This is a genomic window from Novosphingobium sp. MMS21-SN21R, from assembly GCF_031846015.1.
GTDB lineage: Bacteria > Pseudomonadota > Alphaproteobacteria > Sphingomonadales > Sphingomonadaceae > Novosphingobium.
In genome coordinates, this window is record NZ_JAVRDU010000001.1 from 896,500 (window position 1) to 910,212 (window position 13,713).

A 13,713-nucleotide genomic window follows, 5' to 3' on the forward strand; every position below is an offset into this window, starting at 1 on the left:
TCACGCCACAGCCTCGAGCAAGGATGCCTTGAAGGACTCGCTCATACTCCCATGTTCCATGTAATACTGGAAGAGTGCATTGCTGAGCTTGACCAGTTTGGACGGGTCCACGCCTTCGGGATTTTCAGAAAGATAGGCCCAGGCGGTCGCCACCGACTTGGCGAATTGCTCTCCCATGTCCTGAAGATGCATGTTGCCGATTCCGACCAGCAGCCACATCGGGTTTGCGTTGCACGCTGTGCACAAGCCCTGGAGAACTGCTGCCGGCGGATCCCGCGCGTCGCGCTCGTAGTTGGCTAGCGCCGGCTGAGAGATTCCAAGCTTCTTGGCCAATTGGGCCTGGCTCAGATCAGCCGCCTTCCGCAGCTGGATGATCCTTTGTCCCAATGTCATCAGGTTCTCCGGTTATTTCAATATCGCCATTTACGATAACATATGTAGTTAATGTGAAGCGTACGATGCCGATCAATAGCAGGATCTGGCGATTCGAAACAGGAGAATGGCTTTCATGAAGCTCCTGAGCCCACGAGAAATGGCCCAGCACTCCGGATGGCCGGAAGGGCGCATTCGAAGGCTGATTGCTTCGCGCAAACTGCGGCACATCAAACTCGATGGCCTGTTGCTGTTGCCGGAGAACGCAGTCGACGAATTCCTCAGCGCCAACATGATCGAACCGGAGCGCCAAGGGCGCGGTCAATACCCAGACCAAAAGCAAGGGGCCCTGCTGTGACCGCCCTGACGCCCATATTGGATCGTGCGCGAACGCCTGAAGCATGGGTCGACCTGCTTGCCGAGAAAGGGATCATCCTCTCGCCGCGGACACTGCGCGAATTGGCAAACCGCTGGGGAGCTTGCCACAAGGTCGGTCGGGTCATGCTCATCACTCCGGAGCAACTCGATTACATTATCGAAAGCCAGAAGAAATGCCCCTCGAACCTTATCTCCGCGGCGCGGTCTGGCACGTCCGGGGCCGGGTCGAATACAATGGCGCGCCGATCACCACTTACTACCGAAACAGCACTCGCACATCTGAGGAAGCGGGCGCTTGGGACTGGTGCCGGAAGGAAGAGCAGAGAGTCATCCGCATCCACCTGCTAGGTGAGGATCCGGAAGAAAAGCTCATCACCTTCGCAGACGCCGTTCTCCAGTACGACGCCAAACCCAAAGAGGCGGCATATCTCGTCCCGATTACCGAGAAGTTAGGCTCGACGCCGATCCGGGATATCAGTCCGAAACTGGTCCGCGAGCTGGGACCGGAGCTTTACCCGGTTTGTTCCACTGACACTTGGACCCGTCAGGTCGTGTCTCCGGTCCGGGCCGTGATCAACAACATCAACGATAGCGAAAGCGGGATCGCCTTCCGGGTGAGGGGCTACACTCAGAAGGAAAAGGTCGCGCAGGATAGGAAGCGCAAGAGCACTGGGCGGAAGAAATACCCTCCGGGCAACTGGGAGTGGCTGCTGAAATTTCGCCAGAAAGCTCCGCCGCGATTGGGTGCCCTGGCGCTCCTGATGTTCATAAGTGGCGCTCGCATTACCCAGGCAACTTCGATGCATCCCCGCAAACACATCAACAAGGCCAAGGGCATGATTTGCATCCCTGGCGCGAAGGGTCATGACGACCGGTGGCTGCGTGTGCCCGACGTCGTCATGGCCGAACTCACGGCACTGCCAGAGGTCTATCCACGTGATTGGCCGCGCAAGCCTGATAATCTGCGGCTGTTCGGCTATGCCGGTCGTGGTGGTCCGAGGAAACTCTGGGACAAGGCCTGCGACGATGCCGGAATTGAGCGCATTCCGTTCCACTCGGCAGGGCGGCACGGTTTCGGTCAGGAAATGAATGTGCGTCAGCGGGTCGACGAAAAGGCGGCCGGGGCGTTCGGCGGGTGGTCGGACCTCAACCTGATGCGCAACACCTACACCCACGCGGAGGACGCCCAAGGCAAGATCAACAAGGCCATGCTGCGCGGACTGCACAAGGCCGAGACCAACACCGGTCTTCAGCTCGGAAAGGAGCCCTGAGAGTGTACGGGATTTGTACGAGCGAGGGTCGAATCGATCCCATTTTCGTCGAAAAACGGGGTGAAGTCCTGCGGAATGGAAGTGGGTCCATCCATAAATTCCCTTTATTTCAAGGGTATTTATGGTGGGCGCGGCAGGGATTGAACCTGCGACCCCACCCGTGTGAAGGGTGTGCTCTACCACTGAGCTACGCGCCCGTCGCGGCGGGCGGCAAAGGGCCCGCTGGACAGGGGCGCGCCTCTACGACGGCGCGGCTTCATTGACAAGTGGGTCGATCAAGATATTTGCGCGATCCATGACCGACGAAACCAACCAGCCCGAAACCGATCCTGTCACCACTGAGGCAGCTGCCAGCGGCCCCGACGTGCCGCCGGACCGGCTCGCGATCCAGCCGCGCAGCCCGTTCTTTGACGAGGCCAAGCTGCGCCGCGGCATCGGCATCCGCTTCAAGGATGTCGTGCGCACCAATGTCGAGGAATATTGCATTTCCGAAGGCTGGGTGCGCGTTCAGGCGGGCAAGAGCATGGACCGCAAGGGCAATCCCTTGACGATCAAGCTGAGCGGACCGGTCGAAGCATGGTTCGAGGATCTGGGCGAAGACGCGCCCGTCGCAAAGCTCTGAACTTCGCTCGGAGAAGTCAGATTGCGCGCCTGCGCGGGGACGCTGCTGCGATTTGCTCTACCTTGGCAGCAGCCGCCCGCGTTCCTGCGCTACCAGAGCGGTCAACCATTCCTTGAACGCGCGCACGCGGGCGAGGTTGTGGGTATCCTTGTGTGTCACCAGCCAGAACGAGCGGGTGATCCGCCGGTCTGGCAGGACCGGCATCAGCGTCGTGTCCGAATCACCGATAAAGCAGGGCAGCACGCCTATGCCGGCGCCTGCGGCAATCATGCGGTGCTGCGCATTGATCGATGACGAGCGCACGGTGGCCGAAAGATTCGGTTCGATTTCGGCAAGATAGCGCAGTTCTGGCGCATAGAGCAGATCGGGAATATAGCCGACCAGCGGGTGACCTGCGGAAAGGTCGGCGGGTTCGCCGGGGACCCCGTGCCGGTCGAGATAGTCGCGCGATGCATAGAGGCGCAGCGCATAGTCCGATAGCTTGCCCGCGATCACCGGGCCTGCGCGCGGGCGCGACAGCGTCACCGCCAGATCGGCTTCGCGCTTTGACGGGCTGAGAAATCCGCTCGAGGCGACCAGATCGAACATCAGGCGGGGGTGCTGTTCGGTGAAGCTGCGCAAATGCGCGGCGACCAGCCATGTCCCGAACCCTTCCGAAAGGCTGACGCGCAGCAGACCACCTGCACCGAGGCCGGATTCGGTGTTTTCCGAAATGCGGCGCGCCGCGTGTTCCATCGCCTCGACTTCCTCGAGCATGCGTTCGCCCGCCTCGGTCAGGATCTGCCCCTGCCGCGTCTGCTCGAACAGCGTGGTGCCAAGCCGGACCTCGAGCCTGCGCAACCGGCGGCCCATCGTGGTGGCGTCAACCCCCGATTGCGCCGCTGCACGCGCCAGTTGGCCCGCGCGGGCAATGAGCAGAAAGTCCTGAAGGTCGTTCCAGTTGATTGCCATCGCGCTGTCTTCCTCCGGCCACGCCCAGTTGCCTGCATTTTTGCAGGTAAGCATTGCATGAAGTGGCCTTGCCTGCAAACGTGAGTGGGTGCAGGCAAGCGCGATAATTTTTAACGAGGGGATCTGGGCTGCCAAACCCGCCACCCATGTGGTGCGGGAGCCCCGTCCTGAAAGCCGAGGATCTATCATGGCCGTCGCCCAAGCAATCGAACTGTCTCCCGAAGCTGCTGAAATCGCAGCGCTGGTCGCCCGCTCGCGCGCGGCGCAGGCCGAAATCGCGAACTACACGCAAGAGCAGGTCGATGCCCTGATCCGCGCTATGGTCTGGTCCGTCGCGCGTGAGGACGTGGCCGAGAAGATCGCCCAGCACACCGTCGATGAAACCCAGCTCGGCAATTACGATGGCAAGTATCTCAAGATCTTCCGCAAGACCCGCGCGACGCTTTACGACATCATCAATGACAAGTCGGTGGGCGTGCTGGAGGAAGATCCTGTCCGCAACATCGTCAAGATCGCAAAGCCCGTTGGCGTGATCGGCGCACTTTCGCCTTCGACCAATCCCGAAGCGACCCCGGTGATCAAGGCTATCTCGGCGGTGAAGGGTCGCAACTCGATCATCGTCGCGCCGCACCCGCGCGCCAAGCTGACCAACAAGATGATCTGCGACCTGATGCGCGAAGCCATTGTCAAGATGGGCGCGCCTGCCGATCTCGTGCTCAGCATCGACATTCCGTCGGTCGAGAAGACCAACGAACTGATGCGCCAGTGCGACCGCGTTCTGGCCACCGGCGGCACGCCGATGGTCAAGGCGGCTTATTCTTCGGGCACCCCGGCGCTCGGCGTGGGCGTTGGCAACGCGGTGATCACCGTCGACGATACCGCCGACCTCGATGATGCCGCCGAAAAGATCCGCATTTCCAAGACGCTCGATCTGGCCGCCTCGTGCTCGTCGGACAATAGCGTCATCCTGCTCGATGCGATCTATGACGAGATGCTGGTCAAGCTGCAGCATCAGGGCGGCTACATCGTCTCGCCTGAAGAAAAGGCGCTTTTGCAGAACGTGATCTGGGTCGATGGCCACATCAATGCCAACGCCGTGGCGCAGCCCGCCGAAAAGATCGCCGGCATGGCCGGGTTCGGTCTGCCCGAAGGCAAGATCTTCTTCATCGTGCCTGAAACCGGCGCCGGTCCAGACTATCCGTTCTCGGGCGAGAAGATGACCGTCACGATGGCGCTCTACCGTGCCAAGGACATCGACGAGGCGATTGCGCTTACCAACCTGATCCAGGCCTATCAGGGCCAAGGTCACAGCTGCGGCATCTATTCGCAGTCAGACGCCAACATCATGAAGCTGGCGAACGGCACGCGCACCAGCCGTGTCATGGTCAACCAGCCGCAGTCGGCCTCGAACAGCGGCAATCTGTGGAACGGCATGCGCCAGACCTTCTCGCTCGGCTGCGGAAGCTGGGGCGGCAATGGCACCAACAACAACATCACCTGGCGCGACCTCATCAACGAGACCTGGGTGTCCAAGCCGCTGGCACAGGCCAAGGTCCTGCCAAGCGACGAGGAACTGTTCGGCGACGTCATCGCAAAGCTCGCCTGACGACAAGCCATGGGAGCTGACCTGCAGTCCCCGTTGGAAAGGAATGCTCCGGTGCGCGTTGGCAGGTCATCTGCCAACAGCTCCGGAGTTTTCCCGATGAAGCTTTTCTACTTTTCCCTCCTCGCCGCGCCTTTGGCGCTGGCTGCGTGTTCGGACCCTGCGCCCGAGCCTACCGGAGCTGCAACGCCCAGCCTGGCGCCGGTGGTCAGCGAATCCGAAGCTTTCGCCCCGCCGGTAGCGCCCGGCGCCTCCGCCAGCGCGCAGGGACAGGATGGCGTCTTCCCTGCGGTCATGCGCGGCAAGTGGGGCATGACCGCAGCCGATTGCAACCCGGCGCGCGGCGACGACAAGGGCGCCATGACGGTGGGCCAAGGCTCGGTAAAGTTCTTTGAATCTGTTGCTGAAATCGGCAAGGTCAAGAACATCGATCGAGCGAGCCTGAGCGCTACCTTCGATTATGAAGGCGAGGGCATGGCGTGGCAACGCGATGCGAAGTTCGAACTGGCCGATGGCGGCAAGACTTTGATCCTGACAGAGTTCGGCGAAGACGCCCCGCAAGGCCCGCGCCGCTACAGCCGCTGCGAAGAGGCTGGCCGGTGATGCGCAATATGCTCCTGTCGGTGACTGCCGCGTCGCTCTCCCTCGCAGGCTGCAGCGCGGCCACCACGCCCTCGCCTGAGGATATGCCCGCCATGCCCGCAGGCGAATGCAAGGCCGAAGCAGCGCAAGACATGATCGGTCGGAAGGCCACGGCAGAGGTCGGCGCGGAACTGCTGCGCCGTACCGGCGCGCGCCAGTTGCGTTGGGTGCCGCCGCGCAGTGCGGTGACCATGGATTATCGCGCCGACCGGCTGACGGTCGGCTATGACGACACATATACCATCGTCCGCATTTCCTGCGGGTGATACTGGACATCGCAGGCAGCGGCGAATACCCGCTGCCTGCAGCTTTAAGAGCACGATTAAGCCGTTTGACGGGATGAGAAAATGAACGACCAGTTCGCGCTGACCGAAGACCAGATTGCCATCCAGGACATGGCGCGCCGCTTTACTGCCGACGCGATCACGCCGTTTGCTGCGCAGTGGGACGAGGATCACGTCTTTCCGCGCGATACGGTCAAGGCGGCGGCGGAACTCGGTTTTGCCGCGATCTATGTCAGCGAGGAATCAGGCGGAATCGGCCTAGGCCGCCTCGAAGCCGCGCTGATGATGGAAGCCATGGCCTATGGCTGCCCGGCTACCAGCGCGTTCATTTCGATCCACAACATGGCCGCATGGATGATCGATACCTTCGGCGATGACGAGATCAAGGCGCGTTACCTGCCCGGCCTCGTCACGATGGACCAGATGGCCAGCTACTGCCTGACCGAGCCGGGCTCGGGATCGGACGCGGCTGCGCTCAAGACGATGGCACGGCTTGATGGTGATCACTACGTGGTCAACGGCACCAAGCAGTTCATCTCGGGCGGCGGGGTGAACGACATCTACGTCACCATGGTCCGTACCAGCGAAGATGGCGCGAAGGGCATTTCGTGCCTCGTGATCGAAAAGGACATGCCCGGCGTCAGCTTCGGTGCGCCCGAACGCAAGCTCGGCTGGAACGCCTCGCCGACCGCGCAAGTCATCTTCGACAACGTGCGCGTGCCAGTGGCCAATCGCGTTGGCGCAGAAGGCGACGGCTTCAAATTCGCCATGGCCGGCCTCGATGGCGGGCGCCTCAACATCGGCGCCTGTTCGCTCGGCGGCGCACAGCGCTGCCTCGATGAGGCAGTTGGCTACGTCAAGGATCGCCGCCAGTTCGGCAAGGCGATTGCCGAATTCCAGAACACCCAGTTCCAGCTTGCCGACATGGCGACCGATCTCGAAGCCGCGCGCGCGCTGCTCTATCTTGCTGCGGCCAAGGTCACCTCGGGCGCCCACGACAAGACGCGGTTCTCGGCCATGGCCAAGAAGCTGGCGACCGACAATGGTTCGTCCATCGTCGACCGCGCGCTGCAGATGTTCGGCGGCTACGGTTACTTGCGCGATTACCCGATCGAGCGCTTCTGGCGCGACTTGCGCGTCCACCGCATCCTCGAAGGCACCAACGAGGTAATGAGCATGATCATCGGAAGGGACCTGCTGAAGTGAGCGAAGACCTTCTTGTAAAGCGTGATGGCGCGGCGGGCATTCTCTCGCTAAATCGTCCCAAGGCGATCCATGCGCTGACTTTCGACATGGTCTACGCGATGACCGCAGCCATGCTTGAATGGCGCAATGATCCGGCGGTCGGCGCGGTGCTGATCGATCATGCAGAAGGTCGCGGCTTTTGTGCAGGCGGCGACATCAACCTGCTGCGCAATTCGGCGCTCACCGATGGCGGTGTGTCGGGCCGCCAGTTCTTTCATGACGAATACCAGCTCAACCACTTGCTGATGACTTACGGCAAGCCGGTGGTGGCGTTCATGGACGGGATCACCATGGGCGGCGGCGTCGGCCTGTCCGGTCCGGCCACGTTCCGCGTCACCACCGAAGCCACGCGCTTTGCCATGCCCGAAACCGGGATCGGCCTGTTTCCCGATGTTGGCGGCGGCTGGTTCCTCTCGCGCCTGCGGGGCCGTCTGGGCCAGTATCTAGCGCTCACCGGGGCGCGGCTCGATGGCGCGGAATGCGTCTGGGCAGGGCTTGCCACGCATTACCTTCCGGCTGAAAATTTGCCCGCAGCCAAGGCGCGTATCGCTGCTGATGCAGGCGCGATCCCGACAATCCTGCGCGAACTGTCGGCAGTTCCTCCCGAACCGAAGATCGCAGCCCACGCCGCAGATATCGAACGTCTGTTCGCCTCGAACCGCTATGAGGACATCCTTGCCGCGCTCGAAGCCGACGGTTCGGATTTTGCGCAAGCCACGCTGAAGACGCTCGCCACCAAAAGCCCGCAGACCTGCAAGGTGGCGCTGCGGCAGCTGTCCACCAGCCTGACTCTGCCCGATTTCGCTGCCAATATGGCGATGGAATACCGCATCAGCGCGCGCGTGCTGACCCTGCCGGACTTTGCCGAGGGCGTCCGTGCGGTCATCGTTGACAAGGACAACGCGCCCAAGTGGTCGCCCGCAACCCCCGAAGGCGTCACCGACGATCTTCTCGATGCCATCTTTGCGCCGCTGAGCGCAGCTGACGAATGGAAACCGCTATGAGTTACGAAACCATACTCGTGGAGCAGAAGGGTGCCGTCACCCTCGTCACGCTCAACCGCCCGCAGTCGTTGAACGCGCTCAATTCGCAGGTTCTGGCCGAGTTGATCGAGGCTTTTGCCGCGTTCGAGGCTGACTCTACGCAGCGCTGCGCCGTGCTGACCGGTTCGGGCGAAAAGGCCTTTGCCGCAGGTGCCGACATCAAGGAAATGGCCGACAAGCCGGCGTCCGATTTCTTCAACGAAGACTTCTTCTCGAAGTGGACCAGCCATCTGGTGAAGGCCACGCGCAAGCCGTGGATCGCGGCGGTGAACGGCTTTGCCCTTGGCGGCGGCTGCGAGCTGGCGATGATGGCCGATTTCATCATCGCATCGGAAAATGCCAAGTTCGGGCAGCCCGAGATCAAGCTCGGCGTTGCCCCAGGGATGGGCGGATCGCAGCGCCTGACCCGCGCTGTCGGCAAGGCCAAGGCAATGGACATGTGCCTGTCGGGCCGCATGATGGACGCCGCCGAAGCCGAGCGTTCGGGCCTGGTTTCGCGCGTCGTGCCGCTGGCGGACCTTCTCGCCGAAGCGCTCAAGAGCGCCGAAGCGATTGCCGCGATGCCACCCATGGCCGCCATGGTGAACAAGGAAATGGTCAACGCCGCCTTTGAAACCACGCTCGATCAGGGCCTGCTGTTCGAACGTCGCGCATTCCAGATCCTCACCGCCACGCAAGACAAGGCCGAGGGCATGAAAGCCTTCATCGAAAAGCGCCCCGGCGTCTGGACCGGCAAGTAGTAATCAGTTCCCCTCCCGCTCCTTAGCTTGTCGAAGGGGGGAGGGGTTAGGGGAGGGCATGTCGCTCTTGCCCAGGCATTTACCCCAGCGGGAACAGGCCTTCCTCCGGCCCCTCCCGCTTGCGGGAGGGGAGATTCTCATGAAGATCGCATTTATCGGCCTCGGCAACATGGGCGGCGGCATGGCCGCAAACCTCGTCAAGGCCGGGCATGATGTCCACGCCTTCGACCTTGCCGAAGCGGCGCTCACCCGCGCGCAGGAAAACGGCTGCACCACTTATACTTCGGTCAAGGAAGCGGTTCAGGGCGCCGATGCCGTCGTCTCGATGCTGCCCAATGGCGGGATTGTGAAGTCGGTCTATGGCGCGGACGTGATCGGCCATGCGCCCGTCACCGCACTTCTGCTCGATTGCTCGACCATCGACGTGGCCAGCGCGCGCGAAGTGGCAGCCGCCGCTGACGCAGCAGGCTATGCCATGGTCGATGCGCCGGTTTCTGGCGGCATAGCTGCGGCCAATGGCGGCACGCTGACGTTCATGGTCGGCGGCGCGGATGAGGCATTCGCCCGTGCCGAGCCGATCCTTGCCGCGATGGGCAAGACGGTGATCCATGCCGGCGCCGGCGGTGCAGGGCAGGCGGCGAAAATCTGCAACAACATGCTGCTCGGCGCTTCGATGGTTGCCACGTGCGAGACTTTTGCCATGGCTGAAAAGCTGGGGCTGGACCTGCAGACCTTCTATGACATCTCGTCCAAGGCCTCGGGCCAGTGCTGGTCGATGACCTCGTATTGCCCGGTTCCGGGGGTGGGGCCGCAGACGCCTGCCGACAATGGCTATCAGGGTGGTTTTGCAACCGCGCTGATGCTGAAGGATCTGAAGCTTGCCATGGCCGCTGCCAAGGATGCTGGCGCGCAAGTGCCGATGGGCGCGCGCGCCGAGGAACTCTATGCCGCTTTTGCCGATGCGGGCAATGCGGGCCTCGACTTCTCGGCAATCATCAAGACGCTGTAGTTTGCGAGTGTAACCGCTTACCCGCCTTCGCAAGGGAGCGGGCCGTGCGCGATTACTTCATCCGGCTGGCGATGATCCGACCGATCGGGTCATCTGCCAGCGCAGGATTCAGCCGGGCCGGTCGGGGCTGGGCTGGCTTCGAAGCGCTATAGGTGAGTTGCCTGCGCACCGGTGCGGCCTTGATCTCGGCCTCGGGCCGGATGCCGCGCAGGAAATCCGCACCAATGCGCGAGACCGGCGTTTCCGCCGCGCGCATCTTTTGCGGCATATCGGCAGAGGAAAGCACCGTCAGGCGCTCCGACTTGCCCGACTTGTCCGGATAGATGAACCCGTTCACCGGCCATGCCGTCGTGCCCAGATTGCCGATGGGGGCATACCACACCCGCACCTGGCTCCAGTCGTTCTCGGGCGAGACATCAACCGCGCGCACATCGTTTTCGATCTGCCCGCGCCGCCCTTCGATCACCGACCAGTTGGCGTGGCGCAGCAGCACGTTGCGCGAATCGATCACCCTGCTGACTGCGGCGACATGGCCCAGTTCCATCCGGCCATGCGGCGCAAAGCTCATCACCGCGCCCACTTTGGGCCGGTGGCCGCGCGCATAGCGCCCTTCGGCCTGATCCCACCAGGTTAACGCGTCGCCATAGATGCGGATGCCGCTGATCTGGCGGGCATAAGGCACGCACTGCAGATAGGGCAAACTCTCGCCCGATGCGTCGCCCAGCGTGCGGAATTGCGTAGAATCGCGCATTTCTGCGGCTTGGGTGCCGGTCCCCAACAGGGCAAGGCCACAAAGAACGACAGCAGTGCCGATTTCTATCCTCATGCGGTGATTATCTGCTGCTTGGGTTAGTGCGCGCCTTATATCGATGGTTAACGGCGGGCTAATCAAACCCTCGAACCTAAAGCGGTGCTTGCGTTCACGCGCCGGAACAGCCACGGGAGGCCCATGCGCCCACAGGTTATCATCATCGGACGCCCCAATGTGGGCAAGTCCACCATTTTCAACCGGCTCGTCGGCAAGAAGCTTGCGCTGGTCGACGATCAGCCTGGCGTCACCCGTGACCGCCGTTTTGGCGACGCGACACTGCTCGGCCTGGATTTCACCATCGTCGATACCGCAGGCTGGGAGGATGAAGATCCCTCAACCCTTCCGGGCCGGATGCGCAAGCAGACCGAGGCTTCGCTGGTCGGTGCAGACGTTGCGCTGTTCGTGATCGATGCGCGCGCTGGCGTGACCCCGCTCGACGAGGAAATCGCTCGCTACTTGCGCCAGAACCGCGTGCCGATCGTTCTCATGGCCAACAAGGCGGAGGGCCGTCAGGGCGATCCCGGCATCTTCGACGCGTTCTCTCTCGGCTTCGGTGAACCGGTCGCGTTTTCCGCCGAACACGGCCAAGGCCTCGCCGATCTGTTCGAGGCACTGCGCCCGCATATCGAGGCCAAGCAGTCCGAAACCGACGAGGACGACATTCCTTCGGTCGATGACGAGGAGGAGTTCGACCCCGAATCGGTCCTCAAGCTGGCCATCGTCGGGCGCCCGAATGCGGGCAAGTCCACGCTGATCAACCGGATGCTGGGCGAAGACCGCCTGCTGACCGGGCCGGAAGCGGGCATCACCCGCGATTCCATCGCAATCGACTGGCAGTGGTTCGATCCCAAGCGCGAGGGCTATCGGCCGGTCCGCCTGATCGACACGGCTGGCATGCGCAAGAAGTCGAACGTGGTCGACAAGCTCGAGAAGATGTCTGTCGCCGATGCGCGTCACGCCATCGACTTTGCCGAAGTGGTCGTGCTCATGCTCGATTCCACGCGCGGGCTTGAGCATCAGGACTTGAAGATCGCCTCTATGGTCCTCGAGGAGGGCCGCGCGCTGATCATCGCGATCAACAAGTGGGATATTGCCGAGGACCCCTCGGGCCTGTTCCAGGGCATTCGCGCTGCGCTGGAAGATGGCCTTGCGCAAGTGCGCGGCGTGCCGCTGCTCGCCATTTCGGGCCGCACCGGCAAGGGGCTGGATGAACTGCTCACCGCCGCCTTCGAAATCCGCGCTGCATGGTCCAAGCGCGTCGCTACCGCCGCGCTCAACCGCTGGTTCGACGATGCGCTCTCGGCCAATCCGCCGCCCGCACCCGGCGGCCGCCGCATCAAGCTGCGCTACATCACGCAGGCCAAGACGCGCCCGCCGGGCTTCATCCTGTTCGGCACGCGGCTTGAACAGCTGCCCGAAAGCTACCGCCGCTACCTGATCAACAGCATCCGCCGCGAACTCGGCTTCGATGCCGTGCCAATCCGGATGACGCTGCGCAGCCCGAAGAACCCGTTCGCAAAATAATGCCCAGCGAAGCCCTGCCTCTCGACCGCGCCATGCTCCCAACGGGGCTGGGCGCGGCGTTGTGGCGCGGCATTCGGGGCAAGTGCCCCCGCTGCGGCGAGACGCACCTCTTCGCGAAGTTCCTGAAACCGGTCGAGCGCTGCCGCCTGTGCAGCCAGAACTGGACCCTCCACGCAGCGGACGATTTCCCGCCCTACATCTCGATCCTGCTCACCGGCCACATCATGGCCCCGGTGATCATAGAATTGGGCTTGCACACCGCGCTCCCCGGCTGGGCGATGATGCTAATCGTCGCGGTTCTGGCGGTCGTCCTGCTGGTGTCGCTGCTCCAACCCGCCAAGGGCGGCGTGATCGCCCTGCAATGGTGGCTGGGGATGCACGGCTTTGCAGGGCGGGCGGGGAAGGCTGAGGCAGGGCTGACCTAGAGAAAGTTGTTCGGCCAGATCATCGTCCGCCACATGTGTGCAGTCGGTGAACCATCAAATCCCAGCCCTTCTTCCGGCTCGCGAAAGTTCCTCGCGATGACTCCGGCCAGTTCGTCCGGTTCCACCACCGGGAAGTCGTCGAAGAAGTAGGTGTCGTAGAGCGTCACCAGCCGCGCGGTCTTGTACCATTCGTGGCCCCGCGCGTACTCAGCATCGCGCAGCAGGTATTCGGGCACCTGATAGTCCGGCCCGAAGAACGTGTGGTAACTGTCGGGATAGGCATAGCCGACGCTTTCATCGGGCACATAGCGCAGCGCCTGATGGTACTTCACCGCAAATGCCACTTCCGGATCGACATAGGGTGCAATCAGTTGCGCGCTCCAGTAGCCGTGATCGGCCCGGATCAGGCAGCCGTTGGAAATGTCGTGCAGCAGGCAGGCGATCACCACCTTTTCGGGCAGACCATCGTCCAGCGCACGCTTGGCGCTGACCAGCAGGTGCCGCACGGTGATGTCGCCAAAGCGGTGGCGGAAAAAATCGAGCAGCTTCGGGCGTTCTGGCATGCGGGGCAGGGCGGGGTTGTCGCCCATCATGAACACTGTCTTCGGGTTCAGCCGCCGCAGCAATTCCTCTTCGTTATCAACGAAATCGGTGCCTTTCCAGCCCACTGGTGCAGGGTAGATCATGCGTTCGCGGCCGGCCTGCGGCCATGGTCGGTTGTCGTGTTCTGAATTCATGCGCGGGGTCTAAGGCAATGACCTTGGCCGATGCAAGCCGGAGCGACGGCGCAGAA

16 protein-coding genes and 1 tRNA gene are annotated in these 13,713 nt (G+C 62.5%); 12 read left to right on the top strand and 5 right to left on the bottom strand.

What is annotated here, in order from left to right:
- Positions 1-393, bottom strand: coding sequence for a helix-turn-helix transcriptional regulator (locus RM192_RS04185; protein WP_311506323.1), 393 nt, complete (start codon positions 391-393; stop codon positions 1-3).
- 115 nt (positions 394-508) lie between these two features.
- On the opposite strand from RM192_RS04185, the gene RM192_RS04190 reads away from it, so the two are divergent.
- Both RM192_RS04190 and RM192_RS04195 read left to right on the top strand, forming a co-directional pair.
- The gene (locus tag RM192_RS04190) at positions 509-730 is read left to right on the top strand and encodes a hypothetical protein (RefSeq protein WP_311506324.1); all 222 of its coding nucleotides are present in this window, start codon (positions 509-511) and stop codon (positions 728-730) included.
- 193 nt (positions 731-923) lie between these two features.
- Positions 924-2,021: a tyrosine-type recombinase/integrase gene (locus RM192_RS04195; RefSeq protein ID WP_311506325.1), complete on the top strand. Its 1,098-nt coding sequence runs from the start codon at positions 924-926 to the stop codon at positions 2,019-2,021.
- Positions 2,022-2,143: 122 nt separating this feature from the next.
- Here RM192_RS04195 and RM192_RS04200 read toward each other — a convergent pair.
- Positions 2,144-2,218 (bottom strand) — tRNA-Val (locus RM192_RS04200).
- A gap of 98 nt (positions 2,219-2,316) precedes the next feature.
- Between RM192_RS04200 and RM192_RS04205 the strand changes: the two genes are divergently transcribed.
- Positions 2,317-2,643 (top strand): DUF3297 family protein, encoded by a 327-nt coding sequence (locus RM192_RS04205; protein WP_311506326.1) that lies wholly within the window; start codon positions 2,317-2,319, stop codon positions 2,641-2,643.
- Positions 2,644-2,700: 57 nt separating this feature from the next.
- Here RM192_RS04205 and RM192_RS04210 read toward each other — a convergent pair whose 3' ends face one another.
- Entirely contained in the window at positions 2,701-3,648 is a 948-nt protein-coding gene (locus tag RM192_RS04210; protein ID WP_311506327.1) for a LysR family transcriptional regulator, read from the bottom strand.
- 133 nt (positions 3,649-3,781) lie between these two features.
- On the opposite strand from RM192_RS04210, the gene RM192_RS04215 reads away from it, so the two are divergent.
- The 7 genes from RM192_RS04215 to mmsB all read left to right on the top strand — a co-directional run bounded on the left by RM192_RS04215 (position 3,782) and on the right by mmsB (position 10,160).
- On the top strand, positions 3,782-5,200 hold the full coding sequence (locus tag RM192_RS04215) for an aldehyde dehydrogenase family protein (RefSeq protein WP_311506328.1): 1,419 nt from the start codon (positions 3,782-3,784) through the stop codon (positions 5,198-5,200).
- A gap of 96 nt (positions 5,201-5,296) precedes the next feature.
- A complete protein-coding gene (locus RM192_RS04220) occupies positions 5,297-5,800 on the top strand; it encodes a hypothetical protein (RefSeq protein WP_311506329.1) in 504 nt (167 codons plus the stop codon).
- Positions 5,800-6,105 (top strand): I78 family peptidase inhibitor, encoded by a 306-nt coding sequence (locus RM192_RS04225; protein ID WP_311506330.1) that lies wholly within the window; start codon positions 5,800-5,802, stop codon positions 6,103-6,105. The genes RM192_RS04220 and RM192_RS04225 overlap by 1 nt, the downstream gene beginning before the upstream one ends.
- An 81-nt stretch (positions 6,106-6,186) precedes the next feature.
- Complete coding sequence (locus RM192_RS04230; RefSeq protein WP_311506331.1) at positions 6,187-7,329, top strand: acyl-CoA dehydrogenase family protein; 1,143 nt, start codon at positions 6,187-6,189, stop codon at positions 7,327-7,329.
- On the top strand, positions 7,326-8,372 hold the full coding sequence (locus RM192_RS04235) for an enoyl-CoA hydratase/isomerase family protein (RefSeq protein ID WP_311506332.1): 1,047 nt from the start codon (positions 7,326-7,328) through the stop codon (positions 8,370-8,372). Before RM192_RS04230 ends, RM192_RS04235 begins: the two co-directional genes overlap by 4 nt.
- Positions 8,369-9,151: an enoyl-CoA hydratase-related protein gene (locus tag RM192_RS04240; protein ID WP_311506333.1), complete on the top strand. Its 783-nt coding sequence runs from the start codon at positions 8,369-8,371 to the stop codon at positions 9,149-9,151. The genes RM192_RS04235 and RM192_RS04240 overlap by 4 nt, the downstream gene beginning before the upstream one ends.
- Positions 9,152-9,290: 139 nt before the next feature.
- Positions 9,291-10,160 (top strand): 3-hydroxyisobutyrate dehydrogenase, encoded by an 870-nt coding sequence (gene mmsB / locus RM192_RS04245; protein WP_311506334.1) that lies wholly within the window; start codon positions 9,291-9,293, stop codon positions 10,158-10,160.
- 52 nt (positions 10,161-10,212) lie between these two features.
- On the opposite strand, the gene RM192_RS04250 is transcribed toward mmsB, so the two are convergent.
- Entirely contained in the window at positions 10,213-10,911 is a 699-nt protein-coding gene (locus RM192_RS04250) for a CHAP domain-containing protein (RefSeq protein WP_311506335.1), read from the bottom strand.
- A 198-nt stretch (positions 10,912-11,109) separates the two neighbouring features.
- Here RM192_RS04250 and der point away from each other — a divergent pair, with 198 nt between their 5' ends.
- On the top strand, positions 11,110-12,495 hold the full coding sequence (der, locus tag RM192_RS04255) for a ribosome biogenesis GTPase Der (RefSeq protein ID WP_311506336.1): 1,386 nt from the start codon (positions 11,110-11,112) through the stop codon (positions 12,493-12,495).
- Positions 12,495-12,920, top strand: coding sequence for a DUF983 domain-containing protein (locus RM192_RS04260; RefSeq protein WP_311506337.1), 426 nt, complete (start codon positions 12,495-12,497; stop codon positions 12,918-12,920). Before der ends, RM192_RS04260 begins: the two co-directional genes overlap by 1 nt.
- On the opposite strand, the gene RM192_RS04265 is transcribed toward RM192_RS04260, so the two are convergent.
- A complete protein-coding gene (locus tag RM192_RS04265; RefSeq protein WP_311506338.1) occupies positions 12,917-13,657 on the bottom strand; it encodes a hypothetical protein in 741 nt (246 codons plus the stop codon). The genes RM192_RS04260 and RM192_RS04265 overlap by 4 nt on opposite strands.
- Positions 13,658-13,713 lie beyond the last annotated feature (56 nt).

Bases quoted from the DNA above. Each gene is read 5' to 3' on its own strand.
- RM192_RS04185 (WP_311506323.1), bottom strand. From the start codon at position 393: ATGACATTGGGACAAAGGATCATCCAGCTGCGGAAGGCGGCTGATCTG.
- RM192_RS04225 (WP_311506330.1), top strand. From the start codon at position 5,800: ATGCGCAATATGCTCCTGTCGGTGACTGCCGCGTCGCTCTCCCTCGCA.
- RM192_RS04205 (WP_311506326.1), top strand. From the start codon at position 2,317: ATGACCGACGAAACCAACCAGCCCGAAACCGATCCTGTCACCACTGAG.
- RM192_RS04230 (WP_311506331.1), top strand. From the start codon at position 6,187: ATGAACGACCAGTTCGCGCTGACCGAAGACCAGATTGCCATCCAGGAC.
- RM192_RS04265 (WP_311506338.1), bottom strand. From the start codon at position 13,657: ATGAATTCAGAACACGACAACCGACCATGGCCGCAGGCCGGCCGCGAA.
- mmsB (WP_311506334.1), top strand. From the start codon at position 9,291: ATGAAGATCGCATTTATCGGCCTCGGCAACATGGGCGGCGGCATGGCC.
- RM192_RS04220 (WP_311506329.1), top strand. From the start codon at position 5,297: ATGAAGCTTTTCTACTTTTCCCTCCTCGCCGCGCCTTTGGCGCTGGCT.
- RM192_RS04260 (WP_311506337.1), top strand. From the start codon at position 12,495: ATGCCCAGCGAAGCCCTGCCTCTCGACCGCGCCATGCTCCCAACGGGG.
- RM192_RS04210 (WP_311506327.1), bottom strand. From the start codon at position 3,648: ATGCTTACCTGCAAAAATGCAGGCAACTGGGCGTGGCCGGAGGAAGAC.
- RM192_RS04190 (WP_311506324.1), top strand. From the start codon at position 509: ATGAAGCTCCTGAGCCCACGAGAAATGGCCCAGCACTCCGGATGGCCG.
- RM192_RS04215 (WP_311506328.1), top strand. From the start codon at position 3,782: ATGGCCGTCGCCCAAGCAATCGAACTGTCTCCCGAAGCTGCTGAAATC.
- der (WP_311506336.1), top strand. From the start codon at position 11,110: ATGCGCCCACAGGTTATCATCATCGGACGCCCCAATGTGGGCAAGTCC.
- RM192_RS04240 (WP_311506333.1), top strand. From the start codon at position 8,369: ATGAGTTACGAAACCATACTCGTGGAGCAGAAGGGTGCCGTCACCCTC.
- RM192_RS04250 (WP_311506335.1), bottom strand. From the start codon at position 10,911: ATGCGCGATTCTACGCAATTCCGCACGCTGGGCGACGCATCGGGCGAG.
- RM192_RS04195 (WP_311506325.1), top strand. From the start codon at position 924: ATGCCCCTCGAACCTTATCTCCGCGGCGCGGTCTGGCACGTCCGGGGC.